This window comes from Bacillus sp. JJ1532, assembly GCF_036965085.1.
Classification (GTDB): domain Bacteria; phylum Bacillota; class Bacilli; order Bacillales; family Cytobacillaceae; genus Cytobacillus.
Genome location: NZ_JBALOW010000008.1, coordinates 82,693 through 98,921, shown reverse-complemented (window position 1 = coordinate 98,921; position 16,229 = coordinate 82,693). Strand labels below are relative to the sequence as shown.

Sequence of the window (16,229 nt, the reverse complement as noted above, 5' to 3'; positions counted from 1 at the left end):
ATTTATATGGTTATGTCAAAAAAACAAGAAAAATTTTAAAAGGGAAAAAGGTCTTTTTATCGAAGTGATTTTGTAGATTGGATAGTGTTTTATTATCTAGCTACAGTGCCTAGGGGCCCGCCGACTAAGAACGCCACGGCCTAATGTCTTCGTCGGCACTAGTACGTCCTGTACGTCGGAGGTCATAAGCCAGTCTGTCAAGAAGGTTAAAGTATAACCATCTCGCCAGCCTGTCTTATGCTTGTCGCCCCTGAGCGAGGCAATTTCGCTTTTACTATTGGGAGGGAATAGCGTGAACTGGAAAGAAAAAGCAGACAGATGGATTGGATTTGAAAGTTTAGATCAAAAATTAAAAGAGGACCTGATTCAAAAAGATGAAAAACGACTGGAGGATGCCTTTTATAAAGACTTAGAGTTTGGTACCGGCGGAATGCGAGGAGAAATCGGGGCAGGAACGAATCGGATGAATATATATACAGTCAGGAAAGCCTCTGCTGGCCTGGCAGCTTACATAGAAGAAAATGGGTCAGAAGCAAAAGCGCAAGGGGTTGTTATTGCTTATGATTCCCGTCATATGTCTAAGGAGTTTGCCATGGAGGCAGCTAAAACACTGGCAACAAGAGGGATTCAGACGTACGTATTCAAAGAATTGAGACCTACTCCTGAGTTATCCTTTGCCGTTCGGTATTTGCAGGCATTCTCAGGTATTGTTATTACTGCAAGCCATAATCCGCCTGAATATAATGGCTATAAAGTATATGGGTCTGACGGATCACAGCTGCCTCCTAAATTAGCTGACATCGTCATTTCGAAGGTAAATGAAATTGAAAATGAACTTTTAATCAACATTGGCGATGAAACAGATTTAATGGACAAAGGGCTAATTAAAATAATTGGAGAAGAGGTTGACAGTCAATATATAGAGAGGCTGGTCGCGATTTCTGAAAATCCTTCCTTAGGGAGTGAGACAGATCTTAAGATTGTTTTTACTCCACTGCATGGAACTGGAAATATACCTGTAAGGGCTGCCTTAGCTGCTTTACATTATAAGCAAGTGTATGTAGTAGACGAACAGGAACTTCCAGATCCTGAATTCTCCACAGTGAAAAGTCCTAATCCAGAGGAAAAGTCAGCCTTTGAATTGGCGATAAAGGTTGGAAAAGAGAAGAATGCTGATTTATTAATCGCTACTGACCCTGATGCTGATAGACTTGGGATCGCAGTCAGAAATCAATCTGGTGAGTTTGTTCTTTTAACTGGAAACCAAACTGGCGCTGTACTGCTGCATTATATTTTGTCACAGAAAAAAGAAAAGAACATTCTTCCAGAAAACGGCATAGTCTTAAAAACCATTGTCACATCTGAGCTCGGCAGAAAAATTGCATCCTCTTTTGGCGCTGATACAGTGGATGTATTGACAGGCTTTAAATTTATTGCTGAGAAGATGAAGGAATATGATGCAACGGCGGAATACCAGTTTCTATTTGGATATGAAGAAAGCTATGGTTATTTAATTGGAGACTTTGCACGAGATAAGGATGCCGTTCAAGCTGCTTTATTGGCCTCAGAAGCAGCAGCCTTTTATAAGAAAAAAGGGATGACATTATATGAAGGATTATTATCTCTATTTGAACAGTACGGTTATTTTCTTGAGGGTCTTGAATCGATTACTTTGAAAGGAAAGGAAGGAGCTCAACAAATTCAGGAAATATTAGCTTCTTTCCGTACTAATCCGCTAAATCAAGTAGCTGGAATAAAAGTAGCTGCTGTTGAGGATTACTTAACAGGTGTTCGAACTGAAAGCAATGGGGATCAGTCATCCATCAGCCTTCCTAAATCAAATGTGATTAAATATCATTTTGAGGATGGAACATGGATTTGTTTAAGACCTTCTGGAACAGAACCGAAAATGAAGTTTTATTTCGGAGTAAATGGGGCAAGTTCTGCGGAAAGTGAGCAAAAGCTCGTGGAAATCAAGAGTGATTTCATGGCGATTGTTGATAAGAAGATAAATTCTGCAGAAAAATAATGAAACGGGATGCACCGGGGGTAATAAACTCCTCGGTGCTCTTTAATTTTACCGGCAGGCAAAACTACAACTTTAGTCGTATAAATTTTCATTCTAATTACTAAGGATTAGGCTACATAAAAGTATTATAATAATGGAAGGAACATCCATTGGGAGGAATAAAGGTGACATTGGAGAATCGCCATTCGGAAATTTGGATATTAAAGGAAATTGCTGAATTATTAAACGAAGGGACATCAATAAAAACAATTTTGTCCGAGGTTTTAGCTAAATTACTGCATGTTACGGACTTGGAAACGGGATGGATTTTTCTAATTGAGCCAGATGGAAAATACGAGCTAGCTGCAAAGGAAAAGCTGCCCGAAGCGTTATCATACAATGATAATGAGCGGATGTGCAAGGGAGACTGCTGGTGTATCGATCGTTATATCGATGGAAGATTGCATAAGGCAATTAATATAATTGAGTGCAAAAGAATTGAAGATGCTCGAAATGAAAAAAAAGCGGACACAAATCAATTAACGCATCATGCTACAGTTCCTCTTCGGGCTGGTGATGAGAAAATAGGCATCTTAAATGTCGGTTCACCAAATAAGACCCATTTTACTAAGGAAGAATTGGCTTTGCTCGAATCGATTGCTTTTCAAATAGGCACTGCTTTAAAGCGAATAAAGCTAACAGGGCATGAGCAGGAGAATGCCTTAACAGCGGAAAGAAATCGTCTAGCTAGAGATTTGCATGATTCAGTCAATCAGCTTCTATTCTCTTTAAGTTTAACGGCAAGAGGAGCGGCAGAAATGACAAAGGATTTAGAAACAAAAGAAACTTTTTCCTATATACAAGATTTAGCACAGGAAGCTTTAAGTGAAATGAGAGCATTGATTTGGCAGCTTCGGCCAAGGGGATTGGAAAATGGAATAATAAGTGCCCTTTTAAGTTATGGTGAAATGCTTGATTTAGAAGTGAGCTCTAAAGTAGAGGGTGTAGTTTCGCTGCCAGGAAAGGTTGAAGAGGCCTTATGGAGAATTGGTCAGGAGGCGCTCGCCAATTGTAAAAAGCATTCTGGGCAGCCAAAGGTGGAATTAATCTTATCTGTAGATCAAAAGCATGTAAAAATGGTTATAACTGACGATGGCTGCGGTTTTTATTATGATGGAGATTTAAGGAATATTCCATCTCTTGGATTAAAGAGCATGAGAGATCGTACTGAATCATTGAATGGACAATTTAAGCTGAAAAGCTCTGAAGAAAATGGGACTAGAATTGAAATATTTATACCAATTTAGGGGGAGAGAAAATGACCATACGTGTTCTTATCGCAGATGATCACCATGTTGTTAGGCGTGGTCTTGTCTTTTTTCTTAAAACGCAGCCCGAAATTGAAATTATTGGTGAGGCTAAAAATGGACAAGAGGCAATTGAATTAGCAACAAGAATTCGTCCGGACATTGTATTAATGGATTTAGAGATGCCTGTTATAAACGGGATTGAAGCAACGCGTGAAATAAAAAAACACTGTCCAGAAATCAAGGTCTTGATGTTAACAAGCTTTTCTGATCAGGATCATGTCATTCCTGCTATAGAGGCTGGAGCCTCTGGCTATCAATTAAAGGACATTGAACCAAATGAGCTTGTCAAAGCCATTATTCAATTAATGAACGGCGAAAATCAGCTTCATCCGAAGGCAACCACTCATCTATTATCCCACCTATCAGGAAAAAGTCATTCCGAAAGAAGACATGTAGATGAGCTGACAAAAAGAGAAATCGAAGTGCTGCGGGAAATTGCTAAAGGAAAAAGTAATAAGGAAATTGCCGCTGATCTTTTCATTACCGAAAAAACAGTTAAGACCCATGTGTCTAATCTGCTTTCTAAACTTGAACTTGCTGATAGGACGCAAGCTGCCCTCTATGCAGTAAGAAATGGAATAATCAATTAGTTTTACTAAAGAAATGCCTATTCATAGGGTTAGTAATTGTGCCTATAGTTGCAGTCAAAAATAAATCTTTACGATGATGAAAAAGGTACAATCTCTCCCCTATACTAGAATGAATATAAACGATAGCGAAAATAGTGCTAAAAAGGAGAGATCCTATGTTGAAATTAACAATAATAAATGGGAGCCCAAGAAAAAAAGGAAGAACAGGGATTGCCTCAAGATATATCGCGAAGAAATACGGAGCGGAGCTTATTGATTTAAGTAAGGGCGAGCTGCCTTTATATAACGGAGAGGAGTTACAACTTCAAATTCCTGAGGTTAGAGCATTGCGCGAAAAGGTGTTAAAATCGGATGGCATTATTTTGGCTTCACCAGAATACCATAGTGGAATGAGCGGTGCTTTAAAAAATGCGCTTGATTTCCTTGGCAGTGAACAATTTGCTAACAAACCTGTCGCATTACTTGTTGCAGCAGGAGGAGGTAAGGGTGGAATGAATGCCCTCGGTAATATGAGAATTGTTGGGAGAGGGGTCTATGCAAATGTGATCCCGCGTCAGCTAGTATTAGATCCTCACTGCTTTGATTATGAAAACGATTGGCTGCATGAAGAGCCAGCGAAACACGTTGATCAATTAATGAATGAGCTTCAAATGTATACGAATATGTATGTCCAGATGAAGGGCTAATAGGTATCGGAGAAATGTTCGACACATATAGAAGCAATAAAAAACACGGTTAAGAACCGTGTTTTTTTGGTGGTGGAATTCTTATGGTAACTGGTAAATCTCCTCTTGCAACTCATAAGCAGTATAGGCATTAGCATGGTCGATGTATCGGAGTAAGGAATATAGATGTTTCTCGATAACGGAATAGTCTTTTTCAAAGTTGTACGCATGAAGGAAGTACTCGATCTTTTTGGAAAGAAAATGATCTTCTGTTCTTACCATCAATATTAGCAAATTATCCCATTCAGAGCGATGTGTATAATATAACGCTCGGTCATAATCTAATTTATTCATTTGTCCATCTCCTTCACTTAAGGAGTTGACTTTAGCTTATGTTGATGTGAACAAAAATTACACTGTAAATGTTGGACGTCTTGATTATAAAGGGTTTTCAACTTTTTCCTGCATATAAACGAATCATTAAGGAACTGAAAATTAAAACAAATAACCTGTGGACTAACTACATAAAAAAATGAAAAAACACAAACAATAGGGGAAAGTGTTTTTATTACAGGAGGACAAGTTATGAAAAAGCTTTTTTGTATGTTGTTTACCATTAGTTTAATTATGAACGTCCACAATTTAGCGTTTGCTCAAAATGGTTATGAAAAGTATGGACGAATTGCTACTGCAGTTGTCAAAGAGGATTACCCTGGTGAAGCGGTTGTTGATTTTCAATATGCCGGCAGAAAGAAAATTTCTGAAACAGATGTCGTGGATTCCTTTATTTTTGAAGTGAAAGAAAATAATCAGCTCAAAAAAGTAACAGTTAATATTTCACATAGTTTAAAAAACAATAAGCTTCTTCAACTGTCAGTTGAAGAGTAGAAGGGATAAGAGGGCATAAATGCCCCTTATCCCTTCTTTTTTCCTATTTAATCTTATTGATAATGAATTATTTGCTGATTTTTGCTAACCTTGATTCATAAATGGTTATTGAAAAAGGGGAGACTCCATTGAATAAAGAATCAATTTTAGTTGTTGAGGATGAAGAGAAAATAGCAAGGCTGCTTGAATTGGAGCTCGAATATGAAGGCTATAAGGTAACAAAAGCAATGGACGGGATAAAAGGTCTTGAGGAATATCGGTCAAAAAAATGGGATTTAATATTATTGGATGTCATGCTTCCGGGATTAAGTGGAATTGAAATTTTGCGGCGAATTCGAATGAGCGACAGCCATACACCTATTTTGTTGTTAACAGCGAAGGATTCGGTTGAAGATAAAGTCTCAGGGCTGGATTTAGGGGCAAATGATTATATAACGAAACCATTCCAAATAGAAGAATTGCTAGCAAGGGTTCGAGCTGCATTAAGACTTAAAGCAGTCGAACAAAAGAAAGAAACTGACTGGCTAGCATTAGCGGATTTAAAATTAAATGAAAAGACACGTGAAGTTATAAGAGGAGAAGATGACATCGAATTAACTCCAAGAGAATTTGATCTTCTAGCTTATTTGTTAAAAAACAAATTGCAGGTATTAAACCGTGACCAAATATTAGAAGCCGTATGGGGATACGACTTTTTTGGCGATACAAATGTAGTAGACGTATATATCCGCTATTTAAGGAAAAAAATTGATACTCCTGAAAAAGAGCCATTAATCCATACAATACGCGGTGTTGGCTACGTTCTTAAGGTAACAAAATGAAGCTGCGTAATAAGATCAACCTTAATACCGGAGTTTTATTTACTATCTTGTTAGTGTTAATGAATATTTCGATTTATTTCTTATTTAATAATTTCCTTATAAACAGTGAACTTGAAACAGCTAAAGAAGAAATGAAAATAACCTCCATGACGTTTAACAAATATCTTGTAACGATTCCAGAAAATGAACTTCTCAGAGCGTACGTTCCGGTGGATGGCATGATTCGAATCGTAAGACCTGACACAAAGAGGTCACTAGCTGTTACATCCTTAAATGAACAAGTATTGAGGAAAGAGAAAGCAGAATTTTATACAGGCGAGGTAAGTAAAGAAATAATTATTAATAATCACACCTATGCCTTTCACTCCATGCCCATCATTCTTTCAGATGGAAATATCGCAAATCTGCAAATTACAAAGAGCTTAGAAAAATCCATCGAGAACCTGCATTCACTTAGGCTTGTGTTAATCATAGTTACCATGCTCGCTTTAATTCCAGTGTTTATTTCGAGTAGGGTGCTAAGCAATCTTCTGCTTAATCCAGTGACAAGTATGATTAAAACAATGAGAGAAATTAAGGAAAGCGGTCAATTCAAGCGGCTGCCATTAGAGGAAGGATCAAAAGATGAGCTTTATCAAATGGGAGAGACATTTAATCATATGATTGATTTGCTGGAGGCAAACTTCGAAAAACAGAAGCAGTTCGTATCCAATGCATCACATGAGCTTAAAACGCCTTTAACGGTTATTGAAAGCTACGCAAGTCTTTTAAAGAGAAGAGGCTTAAGGGAGCCTGAGTTGTTTAATGAATCAATTGAGGCTATCCTGTCAGAATCCATTCGTATGAGGGAAATGACCGAGCAGCTGTTATTGCTCGCTAAGCATAATGAACAGTGGAATCTCAAGCTAACAAACATTAATTTAATCGATGTTTTGAAACAAACGGTAAAAGGGTTTCAAAATGCTTATAATCGTAATGTTATGATTGAAGGGGAGCAATTGACTTCCATCCCTGTCACTACAGATGAGCAAAAGCTTAAGCAGCTATTGTTTATATTTCTCGATAACGCCCGTAAATATAGTGATGACATCATTACCATTGCGGTTGGCGTAGAAAAGAATGGAGCCTATATTAAAATAATAGACCGAGGGATCGGAATACCTGAAGAGGCATTGCCAATGGTATTTGATCGTTTCTATCGTGTTGATCAAGCGAGAAGCAGAAAGAGCGGCGGCTCAGGACTTGGACTTTCCCTTGCAAAGGAAATTGCTGATGCCTTAGATGTACGAGTCACGCTTGAAAGTAAAGAAAATGCTGGAACAACAGTAACTTTAACAATTAATTAATAAAAATTTTCCTTTCTCATCTTTTTCTCATTTTCATATAGGAAAATGGAAGGAGTATAGAAGGTGAGGTGCTATCCTTTTGAAAAACAAACGTTCTCTTTTCATCATGATGGGTTTTGCAGCCATTGTTATCCTATTTATTGCTTTTAAAGCTTTAGGTCCTGTTTTAAATCCATCTGCTGAAATTCTATCCAAAAGCGAAGTTAAAACCCTCGTAGAGGAAAGATACAATGGACAGATAACAGAAATAATCCTAAAGAATAACCAATATGTCATTGAAATGGATCGAAATGAAATGAACTATGAAATCAAACTGGATCCTGAGAAAGGAGAGGTCATTTCCTTTACTAAAAAAAGCAACATCGCATCCAATAAAGCGAATCCAGAACAAGCAGAGCCTAAACCTCTAGCAAAGCCCTTAACTGAAAACGAAATAAAGGAAAAAATTCTATCAGAATTTCCTGGTGAGCTCGTTCAATTTATAAAAATAAATGAGCAGGGAAAAAGCCAGTATAAAGTTATCGTTCAAGGGAAAGGAAAGAAAACCATCTTAAAAGTAGATGCACAAACAGGGGAAATCCTTCTCCAAAAGTCGGAAACTGAAGCAACCGTGATCATTACAGAGGATGAGGCCATTCAAATTGCTTTAAAGGAAGTAAAGGGTCAAATAAATGATGTTGATTTGGAGTCGGATGACAATATACATTATTATCTCATTGAAATTGATACTTCAGATGATCGGGAAGCAACCGTCCAAATCCATGGAATAACAGGAGAAGTGCTATCCATTACTTGGGATGATTAGAAAAGAGTTACATGATTCTCATCAATTTTTAATCTTCCTATCCTTTTCCTTTAATATTGCAAGTTTATATTGTAGATGTAAGGAAAAAGATTAAGGAGGAAAAATGATGAAGAAAAAAATTATGATTGGAGCCGTTTCGGCAGCAGTTATTTTAGGGGGAGCCGTTGCGGCTGGTGCTGCAAAAAATGAATATCCAAAAGCAGAGATGCAAAACACGAATGAGAAAATAATTACCCATGAAGAAGCCATAAAGATCGCTTTAACAAAAGCTGAGGGATATGTAGAAAGTGTTGAATTAGAAAACAAGTCTGGAAAGCGCTATTTTGAAGTGGAAATAGAGAATAAGGATAAGGAATTTGAAATCCGCATTGACGCCATAACAGGTGATGTTCTATCAATGAAAGAAGATCTTGATGACGATGATGATGATTTTGAAAAGACAGCTAAATCAACTTCAAATAATTTTATATCAATTCAAAAAGCAATAGAAATTGCTGAAAAGGAAGTCAATGGCAAGGTCATAGAAATTAATCGTGATGAGGATGACAATCAACTTATTTATGAAGTTGAACTGAAAACAAGCAAGGGCGAGGCCGAGGTAGAGATTGATGCTGTAACCGGGAAGGTATTAGATGTCGAGATTGATCATGATCGAGACGATAACGATGATGATGATAACAGCGATGATTAAGGTGAAAAAAGCGGGAGACGATGGTCTTCCGCTTTTTTATTCTTACTCCAATTCATCATTCCGCCTATTTTTTCATAGATTGTGATAAGAACAAAAAGGGGGAATTGTAAATGCTGGAAGAGGACCGTAAGCAGCTATATAACGCCATTGAAGAAATTACTGAAATTGCTAAAGGTTTTGGCTTAGATTATTATCCGATGCGTTATGAAATATGCCCAGCAGACATTATTTATACTTTTGGCGCCTATGGGATGCCAACGCGTTTTTCTCATTGGAGCTTCGGCAAGCAATTTTTTAAAATGAAGCTTCATTATGATCTTGGGCTTTCTAAAATTTATGAGCTTGTCATCAATTCAGATCCATGCTACGCCTTTTTGCTCGATTCCAACTCATTAATTCAGAATAAATTAATTGTTGCGCATGTGCTGGCACATTGTGATTTTTTCAAAAACAATATTCGTTTTCAAAACACAAAGCGAGATATGGTCGAAAGCATGGCGGCAACAGCCGAACGAATCAGACAATACGAAATTTTACACGGCAAAAAAGCGGTAGAAACCTTTTTAGATGCTGTTCTAGCCATTGAAGAACATATTGATCCATCGTTAATGAGACCTAAGCTCTCCTGGAATTTAGATGATGTTGAATATGAAGAAGAGGAACCAACGGCATCCTCCCCTTACGATGATTTATGGAAACTTGATGAAAGGAATAATCAAAAACCAGATCCGGTAAAGAAGAAGAAGAAAATTCCGCCACAGCCTGAAAAGGACTTATTGCTATTTATTGAAAGCTATTCCCGTGAGCTTACAGACTGGCAGCGTGATATATTAACGATGATGCGAGAAGAGATGCTCTATTTCTGGCCACAGCTGGAAACAAAAATCATGAATGAGGGCTGGGCATCGTATTGGCATCAGCGCATTCTTAGAGAAATGGATTTAACGAGCTCAGAGGCATTAGAGTTTGCGAAATTAAATGCAGGTGTTGTTCAGCCATCCCGCACAAACATTAACCCATATTATTTAGGATTGAAAATTTTTGAGGATATTGAAGAGAGATATAATAATCCGACAGAAGAAATGAAAAAGCATGGAGTTCAGCCTGGTTCCGGACGGGAGAAAATGTTCGAGGTCAGAGAAATCGAGTCTGACATTTCTTTTTTACGGAACTACTTAACAAAAGATCTTGTTATGCGCGAGGATATGTATTTGTTCCAAAAACAGGGGAAGGACTACAAAGTCGTTGACAAGCAATGGGAGCATGTTCGTGATCAGCTCGTAAGCATGCGTGTTAATGGGGGATTCCCATATTTAACCGTCAATGACGGTGATTATTTAAAGAATGGCGAACTATATTTAAAGCATTGGTTTGAAGGAATAGAGCTAGATCTAAAATATTTAGAAAAAGTCCTGCCATATGTCCATCAGCTTTGGGGCAGAAGTGTCCATATGGAAACAATCGTCGAAGGCAAGAATATGCTGTTTACGTATGATGGGAAAGGGATACATCGGAAATATTTATAAATAACGGGATCATGGGGAAAAAAGTTAAAGTACTTTTGGCAAGAACTTTGAACATCGCTTTAAAGATACCGATTTATTGAGACCATTCCGAACCCCTTTGTCCACAATCTGAGAGGCTGTCCTATTAGGTGTCTGGCTCCACAAGCATAACATCTAGCGTCTGCTCCACTAATTTGACACTAGATATGAATAGTGGTGTCTGGCACCTTTGCTTGTTGAGGTACACCCTCTCTCTGCCAAAAATACTCTGGAAAGAATTGATTCCTCTAGTTCAAGAGCAAATCTAGAATCACTTATAGGTTTGTCATTGTCATTAATTCCTCCTGCTTCCAGGACGAGAACTGAAGTTTTTTTATCATCTGTAAGTATCTTAGATATAACAGCTCCGGCGGGACCAGTGCCGACAACAATAAAATCAACAATGTTTCTTGAATTAACCAATTTGTAATCCCCTTTCATCATTAATTTATTTCATGAAAGCAATGGGGGAGAATTAGTTAAAGAGATAAAGTTTTTACACAGTTTACGAAATGCATCATTCACTTAATAGGATATGGAAATATAAAAAGAGTGGAACAATTTAATCCACCCTTCTTCCATTTCTTTTACAGTTGAAACATCATTTGGGATAATAGTGCAATCCCACCTTTTATTCAAATATTAACGACGACGACGGCGGCGTCTTCTTTCTTCCTCGATATCTATATTTATATCTACATCTTGATCTTGATCATTTTCCTGTTCTTGTTCAGATCTCACTCTAGCGTTACTGCGGCTGTTGAGTCTGATATCAACCTTAGAATTACCTGAGTTAGTAACATTAGAACGTGCAACGTTGGTATTTTTATCGGTATTTCGAACATCCGCTTCTGCTTCTGAATTAGATCTATTTCTTAACTCCGATTCAATATCTGTGTCAAAATCCACATCTACATTAGTATTTTCATTATTTCTTCTTCTACTTAACATTTTTATCGACTCCTTCGTTTTTCATAAAATTACCTTGCATTAAACCTAATCAAAATCTATATCAAAATATTAGTTTTGTATTTTTTCTTGTTCCTGATTTGAATTAATAGGAGCATTAGAACATACAAGAATTATCGGAAGCAGTAATAGTATCTTGTGTGGAAATTGAAGTTTTTGACAGTTTTTCTAACTTCAAAATCAAGTTTTGAAATTATATCTTTTTCTGTTACCGACTATCAGTTTTAAATTTTCGGTATCAATATTTACCTTGACTATCCATTCCTTCTCCTGTTTCTCTCGCTTAAATATGTCTCCCCTTTCATATTTACGTTTTTCCTTAAGCTACTTAACTCACTTTTTATCTTCCTTAGTATTACTGTATTCCTTTGGTATTAATGATGTATAGACTAATAGACCAAGTCCATATAAATGCATTTGTTTTTTTACCATTTTGTTTAAAGAGTATTAAGTTGAGTTTTTGAATTATCTTCTTGCCTGCTTTGGAAAACTAGAGAGGCTTGGAAAAACATGTAAAGTAGTCGTATTTGAAACGGAGGTGTTGTTGATAAAGGAGCGGTATTTTGTTGAATATACTGAACAAAAGAGCAGGTTAGCTGAAAAACTGATGAATTGTATGGTTGCACAAAGCATTATTGACCTCTAAATTTTTTCTTAAAGTTTGGCATGCTTTGAACTAAGTATTAAAAAAGATGGATATTTTTTCGAGCTTCGGCCATAAATACGATGAGGTTATTGACCACAGTATGAATCTAAATTTTATTGATCTGATGAAATATAGCGTAATTGCCGGTAAACGGGATGTTCTATATTAGAGCATAAATGGGCATTTGAGTGGGGAGTCAACTAGAGAAAAAAGAATCTATTTTTTCCACGGTAACCCTAATGAAGCGTCTATCTTTTTATAAGGATTTGGAAAGTCCAAATATTGCGATTCATTTAGAACAAAGCAATAATGAATGGACAGTTAAGGATACGAAAGTAAAAAGGGTGCTGTTTAATAAAAAAGCTACGGACATTAAATCCGTTATTTTCATTAAATGCCCGTAATTTCTGGACTAAGCGGACACTGAGTACGCTATTTACGAAAAAGCACGAGGAAATCACTGCTTTTTTTATAATATAGCGGAACCTATGTCCGCAAACAGAAGAATCTAATCCATTTTGCCACATATAACGGAACGAGTGTCCGCCAAGGCCAAGCTCAGCTGCCCAAATTAATATACGATTTTGATCAGCTGATTAATATGTTTTCCACAAAAACTGAGCTACATAAACCCTTTTTTAATGTATAGCTTTTTTCTTAAACCGTCCGCCACGAACCTCTGTGATATTGGCGATGGCCAAAAAGGCATGTGGATCAATTTCTTCCACAATCGTTTTTAACTTAGCTTCTTCGAGACGTGTAATGACACAAAAAATAACTTTTTTATCATCTCCGGTGTATGCCCCTTCACCGTTCAAATAAGTGACGCCACGGCCGAGTCTTGCAAGAATAGCATCTCCGACTATCTTGTGGTTTTCTGAGATGATCCAAACAGATTTCGATTCATCTAATCCTTGAATAACGATATCAATCGTTTTATATGCAATAAAATAGGCGAGAACTGAATACATCGCTCGATTCCAGCCAAATACAAACCCTGCTGAAGTGAAAATAAAAAGATTAAAAAACATAACAATTTCTCCTACAGAGAAAGGAAGCTTTTTGTTCACAATAATGGCTAATATCTCGGTCCCATCGAGAGAGCCGCCATAGCGAATAACGATTCCGACTCCTGCTCCTAAAATAATCCCTCCAAATACAGTTGCGAGAAGAGGATCCTTAGTAAATACGGGAACATCGTGGAGAAGAGCGGTTGAAACAGAGAGAACTGTAATTCCCAGTAGAGTGGAAAATGCGAAGGTTTTACCAATCTGTTTATAACCTATATAGAAAAAGGGGAGATTCAGAATGAAGATAAATAATCCTAATTTTATACCGGTAACATGTGAAAGCATGATGGAGATACCAGTTATTCCTCCATCCAAAATTTTGTTCGGAACGAGAAACTCCTCAATCCCTACCCCCATTAATACAGAACCGAGACAAATAAAAAACAAAATTTTTGCTAATTTTGCTTTGGACAATCCCTTATGCAAGGGTGCCGCGACCACATTTTCTGATGAATCGATCATATAGTTTCCCCCAATTTTTACATGATTCCTTTTCAGTTGGATCATGAATATCCATTTTTAAAATTATAACATTTTTTTACTTTATTCAAGTACATGAGCATTGAAAAATGTCGGAAATGTTACACGAATTACAGGAATTAAGTAATGCATTTAGAAAATAAAGAAGGAATATTGTCATATATTGTAGAACTTTTATCCTATATCTTTAAAATCAGGAGTGAATTCAAAATGGAAAATCATTTAAAAGTGTTAATTTGCGATGATTCTGCATTAATTAGAAAGAAACTTAGAAATATATTAGAAGTTTGCCAATGCAAAAATATCGAGGAGGCTCAAAATGGGGTAGAAGCTATAACAAAGGCAAATACCTTTAAGCCTGATCTCATTTTTATGGATATTGTTATGCCTGGTAAAGACGGCATTGAAGCATTAGAAGAAATAAAAAGAGATCATCCTGCAATGAAAGTGATTATGGCATCTTCTGCAGGGACTCAATCTCATTTGAAAAAAGCACTCGACTTTGGCGCAGATGATTTTATTCAAAAGCCTATTACGCTAGAAGCGGTAACTTCCATTATTGAAAAAGCGTTAAAGGAAGAAAGGAAGGACAGTGCTCATGTTTAGTCAATACTTTGGACATTATTTATTAAATAAAGGACTGTTAACAACTGAACAGCTCAAACAGGCGCTTGATCAGCAAAAATCAACCCATGTAAAATTTGGTGTCATAGCAGTTGATAAAGGCTTTCTAACTTCAGCCCAAGTGGAAGAAATTCATGAAAAACAGAAAAAACAGGATAAAAGATTTGGTGAAATTGCAGTTGATCTGGGGCTTTTATCCAATGATCAGGTTGAGCAAATGCTAGCTGCACAGAAAAGCAATCATTTACTATTGGCACAATCAATTGTGGACAACAACTTTATGACGATTGACGAGTTCTCGAATTCTTTAAATGAATATAAAAAGTTATATAGCCTATCAGATGAACGTTTTGAAGCGATTAAAAAAAGTGACATTGATGCAATGGTCGAAAGCCTATTACATTCATCTTCAAACGAAATAAAAGAATTTATTGACTATCTTTCATTATTTATAAAGAATATGATTCGGTTTATTGATGATCAAGTTTATATTGAGTTAAGTTCAGTAAGTGGAGAAGTCGAAACAGATTGGCTTGTCTTGCAGGAAATCCAAGGTGAGGCACCACTGTTAACCGCACTTGCTGCTAGTGAAGAAATGTTTTTGCAAATCGCATCCATCTATGCCGAAGAAGAATTGACAGAAGCTTGCGAACTGGCTCAAGCATCTGTCAGTGAGTTTCTGAATCTTCATAACGGAATTTACTTGGTGAATATGTCTAATAGAGGAATAGAATTAGGAATGGCCCCTCAATCTGTTCAGAGTGAAGCAGTTTTCCTATTCGATGAAGACACAAGCTTACATATAACTGTCCATACTTCTAAAGGTGAATTCAAATTAATCATTACGAAGCAGCCTCAGTCCTCTAAAGTTTCTGCTAAGATTCAAGAAACTCCTGCCATTATGTAAGAAAATATGCGCTGGAATAAGGATTTATTCTATCAGAATGAAGGAGAAGCCATCCGCGTTTAAGGGGGCTAGTCTAATTAATTATAGAAGGCTGCTTATCTCATAAGGCAGCCTTCTAAGCAATTTGTTTAATCCTTAATATCCTCTTTTATTTTCATCATCAATGCTTTCTTTTCTTCGCGGACTTTTTTTTGGTCGATTTTGAGGCTATCTTTTATATGCATAAAGGATAGTCCTTCCTGTTTCATCTTAATCACTTCAGATAAATCCTTATTGCTTACCTTTGCAATGGCCGCACCTATTACAATAAACCGTAATGAAATACCTTCGTCTACCCAAGCTTTAATTTCATCTTCTGTTTTTCCAGTATATTCAGCTACGTTTTCTATGACCTCGCCCTTATGATCCTGCAAGTATTTTTCCTTATGCTCATGGTATTGCTCCTTAAGCTTTTTCAAATCAAGCCCATAATGCTCTGCCGTTTTCTCCCATGACGAATCATTTTTCTTATAAACATTTAGGACATCATCAATTTTTTTATTCGAATAATTAGCGATATGAGCGGCTTTAAGAATTTCTTCTTTGGAATAACCTTGATCCAAAAGGCGTTTTAGATCCCCTTCATTTATAAAATGATGGTGATGGTCTCTCTTAAACTCATGATGCCCACCGTTTTCAGCATATGTAATTACAGTTGATTGGGCTAGTATGAATCCAAAAACAAGCATCCCGATCGCCCATTTTTTAAGTAAATTTCTTGTCACCATTTGCATTCTCCTTTTTGTTTTTTTTGGGTCCGTATATA

Annotated in this window: 17 protein-coding genes and 1 pseudogene; 13 read left to right on the top strand and 5 right to left on the bottom strand. The window is 36.8% G+C overall.

The annotated features are described in order from the left end of the window. Positions 1–292 precede the first annotated feature (292 nt). From V7122_RS04185 to V7122_RS04170, 4 genes are all read left to right on the top strand, one after another. Complete coding sequence (locus tag V7122_RS04185; protein ID WP_335355138.1) at positions 293–2,029, top strand: phospho-sugar mutase; 1,737 nt, start codon at positions 293–295, stop codon at positions 2,027–2,029. Positions 2,030–2,199: 170 nt separating this feature from the next. Continuing rightward, positions 2,200–3,315 carry a GAF domain-containing sensor histidine kinase gene (locus V7122_RS04180; protein ID WP_438824734.1) on the top strand — a complete coding sequence of 372 codons (1,116 nt, stop codon included), beginning with the start codon at positions 2,200–2,202 and terminating at the stop codon, positions 3,313–3,315. An 11-nt stretch (positions 3,316–3,326) separates the two neighbouring features. Then, on the top strand, positions 3,327–3,968 hold the full coding sequence (locus V7122_RS04175) for a response regulator transcription factor (RefSeq protein ID WP_335525873.1): 642 nt from the start codon (positions 3,327–3,329) through the stop codon (positions 3,966–3,968). Between the two features lie 158 nt (positions 3,969–4,126). After that, entirely contained in the window at positions 4,127–4,654 is a 528-nt protein-coding gene (locus tag V7122_RS04170) for an NADPH-dependent FMN reductase (protein WP_335355149.1), read from the top strand. A gap of 81 nt (positions 4,655–4,735) precedes the next feature. Here the strand turns inward: V7122_RS04170 and V7122_RS04165 are convergent, their stop codons facing one another. Further along, on the bottom strand, positions 4,736–4,987 hold the full coding sequence (locus V7122_RS04165; protein WP_335345829.1) for a YhdB family protein: 252 nt from the start codon (positions 4,985–4,987) through the stop codon (positions 4,736–4,738). Between the two features lie 231 nt (positions 4,988–5,218). On the opposite strand from V7122_RS04165, the gene V7122_RS04160 reads away from it, so the two are divergent. The 6 genes from V7122_RS04160 (at position 5,219) to V7122_RS04135 (ending at position 10,710) form a co-directional block, all read left to right on the top strand. Next, the gene (locus V7122_RS04160; protein WP_335525872.1) at positions 5,219–5,521 is read left to right on the top strand and encodes a DUF3889 domain-containing protein; all 303 of its coding nucleotides are present in this window, start codon (positions 5,219–5,221) and stop codon (positions 5,519–5,521) included. Between the two features lie 128 nt (positions 5,522–5,649). Then, complete coding sequence (locus V7122_RS04155; protein ID WP_335525871.1) at positions 5,650–6,342, top strand: response regulator transcription factor; 693 nt, start codon at positions 5,650–5,652, stop codon at positions 6,340–6,342. Then, a complete protein-coding gene (locus tag V7122_RS04150; protein ID WP_335525870.1) occupies positions 6,339–7,688 on the top strand; it encodes a sensor histidine kinase in 1,350 nt (449 codons plus the stop codon). The genes V7122_RS04155 and V7122_RS04150 overlap by 4 nt, the downstream gene beginning before the upstream one ends. Before the next feature lie 79 nt (positions 7,689–7,767). Continuing rightward, a complete protein-coding gene (locus tag V7122_RS04145; protein WP_335525869.1) occupies positions 7,768–8,493 on the top strand; it encodes a PepSY domain-containing protein in 726 nt (241 codons plus the stop codon). 106 nt (positions 8,494–8,599) lie between these two features. Further along, complete coding sequence (locus tag V7122_RS04140; RefSeq protein ID WP_335525868.1) at positions 8,600–9,184, top strand: PepSY domain-containing protein; 585 nt, start codon at positions 8,600–8,602, stop codon at positions 9,182–9,184. A gap of 110 nt (positions 9,185–9,294) precedes the next feature. Beyond that, a complete protein-coding gene (locus V7122_RS04135) occupies positions 9,295–10,710 on the top strand; it encodes a SpoVR family protein (RefSeq protein WP_335355130.1) in 1,416 nt (471 codons plus the stop codon). Positions 10,711–10,922: 212 nt separating this feature from the next. Here the strand turns inward: V7122_RS04135 and V7122_RS04130 are convergent. Both V7122_RS04130 and V7122_RS04125 read right to left on the bottom strand, forming a co-directional pair. Then, positions 10,923–11,169 (bottom strand): annotated as a pseudogene (locus V7122_RS04130) (GMC family oxidoreductase); the annotation flags it as partial. 201 nt (positions 11,170–11,370) lie between these two features. Further along, positions 11,371–11,679, bottom strand: coding sequence for a hypothetical protein (locus V7122_RS04125; RefSeq protein WP_335355129.1), 309 nt, complete (start codon positions 11,677–11,679; stop codon positions 11,371–11,373). Between the two features lie 852 nt (positions 11,680–12,531). On the opposite strand from V7122_RS04125, the gene V7122_RS04120 reads away from it, so the two are divergent. Continuing rightward, a complete protein-coding gene (locus V7122_RS04120; RefSeq protein ID WP_335355128.1) occupies positions 12,532–12,747 on the top strand; it encodes a hypothetical protein in 216 nt (71 codons plus the stop codon). Positions 12,748–12,981: 234 nt separating this feature from the next. Here the strand turns inward: V7122_RS04120 and V7122_RS04115 are convergent, their stop codons facing one another. After that, positions 12,982–13,875 carry a YitT family protein gene (locus V7122_RS04115; protein ID WP_335345836.1) on the bottom strand — a complete coding sequence of 298 codons (894 nt, stop codon included), beginning with the start codon at positions 13,873–13,875 and terminating at the stop codon, positions 12,982–12,984. Between the two features lie 228 nt (positions 13,876–14,103). On the opposite strand from V7122_RS04115, the gene V7122_RS04110 reads away from it, so the two are divergent. Continuing rightward, entirely contained in the window at positions 14,104–14,499 is a 396-nt protein-coding gene (locus V7122_RS04110) for a response regulator transcription factor (protein ID WP_335345837.1), read from the top strand. Then, positions 14,492–15,424, top strand: coding sequence for a hypothetical protein (locus V7122_RS04105; RefSeq protein ID WP_335525867.1), 933 nt, complete (start codon positions 14,492–14,494; stop codon positions 15,422–15,424). The genes V7122_RS04110 and V7122_RS04105 overlap by 8 nt, the downstream gene beginning before the upstream one ends. A gap of 128 nt (positions 15,425–15,552) precedes the next feature. Here the strand turns inward: V7122_RS04105 and V7122_RS04100 are convergent, their stop codons facing one another. Beyond that, entirely contained in the window at positions 15,553–16,191 is a 639-nt protein-coding gene (locus V7122_RS04100; protein ID WP_335345839.1) for a hypothetical protein, read from the bottom strand. Between the last annotated feature and the right edge of the window lie 38 nt (positions 16,192–16,229).

Bases quoted from the DNA above. Each gene is read 5' to 3' on its own strand.
- V7122_RS04165 (WP_335345829.1), bottom strand. From the start codon at position 4,987: ATGAATAAATTAGATTATGACCGAGCGTTATATTATACACATCGCTCT.
- V7122_RS04100 (WP_335345839.1), bottom strand. From the start codon at position 16,191: ATGGTGACAAGAAATTTACTTAAAAAATGGGCGATCGGGATGCTTGTT.
- V7122_RS04160 (WP_335525872.1), top strand. From the start codon at position 5,219: ATGAAAAAGCTTTTTTGTATGTTGTTTACCATTAGTTTAATTATGAAC.
- V7122_RS04115 (WP_335345836.1), bottom strand. From the start codon at position 13,875: ATGATCGATTCATCAGAAAATGTGGTCGCGGCACCCTTGCATAAGGGA.
- V7122_RS04105 (WP_335525867.1), top strand. From the start codon at position 14,492: ATGTTTAGTCAATACTTTGGACATTATTTATTAAATAAAGGACTGTTA.
- V7122_RS04110 (WP_335345837.1), top strand. From the start codon at position 14,104: ATGGAAAATCATTTAAAAGTGTTAATTTGCGATGATTCTGCATTAATT.
- V7122_RS04140 (WP_335525868.1), top strand. From the start codon at position 8,600: ATGAAGAAAAAAATTATGATTGGAGCCGTTTCGGCAGCAGTTATTTTA.
- V7122_RS04135 (WP_335355130.1), top strand. From the start codon at position 9,295: ATGCTGGAAGAGGACCGTAAGCAGCTATATAACGCCATTGAAGAAATT.
- V7122_RS04150 (WP_335525870.1), top strand. From the start codon at position 6,339: ATGAAGCTGCGTAATAAGATCAACCTTAATACCGGAGTTTTATTTACT.
- V7122_RS04125 (WP_335355129.1), bottom strand. From the start codon at position 11,679: ATGTTAAGTAGAAGAAGAAATAATGAAAATACTAATGTAGATGTGGAT.
- V7122_RS04175 (WP_335525873.1), top strand. From the start codon at position 3,327: ATGACCATACGTGTTCTTATCGCAGATGATCACCATGTTGTTAGGCGT.